Origin of the sequence: Saccharothrix coeruleofusca (assembly GCF_014648515.1) — a bacterium.
Lineage (GTDB): Bacteria > Actinomycetota > Actinomycetes > Mycobacteriales > Pseudonocardiaceae > Actinosynnema > Actinosynnema coeruleofuscum.
Window position 1 is genome coordinate 15,683 of the sequence record NZ_BMRG01000036.1, and the last position, 695, is coordinate 16,377.

The following is a 695-nucleotide window of genomic DNA, read 5'->3' on the forward strand; positions in this document are numbered from 1 at the left end:
CCAGGGCAGCTCGTCGTGGGAGCAGTGGCCGCAGGAGATCGGCGAGCAGGCGGCGGAGGTGGTCGAGCTGGTGGGCTCCGGGGCCACGCAGGAGGCGCTGGCAGTCCTCGACCGCATGATCGCCGACCTGGACGCGCGACGCGCCGTCATCGCCGACGTGGCCAACGCACTCGACTGAGGAGGAACCGCTCACCCGATCGACGGAATCCGCGTTCGAGTGGCCGATCGGCCGCTTGCGCGCGAAGGTGGGGGGTACTCCTGCGGCGCGTCAGGCAGTCGGCGTGCTGCGCACTCCCCTGCGTCGAAGGACGTCCATGACCACGCTCAAGCCGACGCCCGCCGTCCCCGTCCAGGCCGCTCGCCGCCGCGCCAAGGGCTCGGCGCTGCTGCGGCTGTTCGCCACCACCGACCACAAGCTGATCGGCCTGATGTACCTGGTAACGGCCTTCGGCTTCTTCCTGGTGGGCGGCCTGATGGCGCTGCTGATCCGGGGTGAGCTGGCGCGGCCGGGCATGCAGTTCCTGTCCAACGAGCAGTACAACCAGCTGTTCACCATCCACGGCACGATCATGCTGCTGCTCTACGCCACCCCGGTGGTGTTCGGCTTCGCGAACTTCATCCTGCCGCTGCAGATCGGCTCGCCGGACGTGGCCTTCCCCCGGCTCAACGCCTTCTCGTACTGGCTGTTCCTGTTC

The 695-nt window shown here is 68.9% G+C and carries 1 protein-coding gene; it reads left to right on the forward strand.

The window, feature by feature from the left end:
• Window positions 1-314 precede the first annotated feature (314 nt).
• Window positions 315-695, forward strand: a 381-nt coding sequence (locus tag IEZ00_RS37640) for a cbb3-type cytochrome c oxidase subunit I (RefSeq protein WP_229796433.1), incomplete at its 3' end; no start/stop codon positions are given.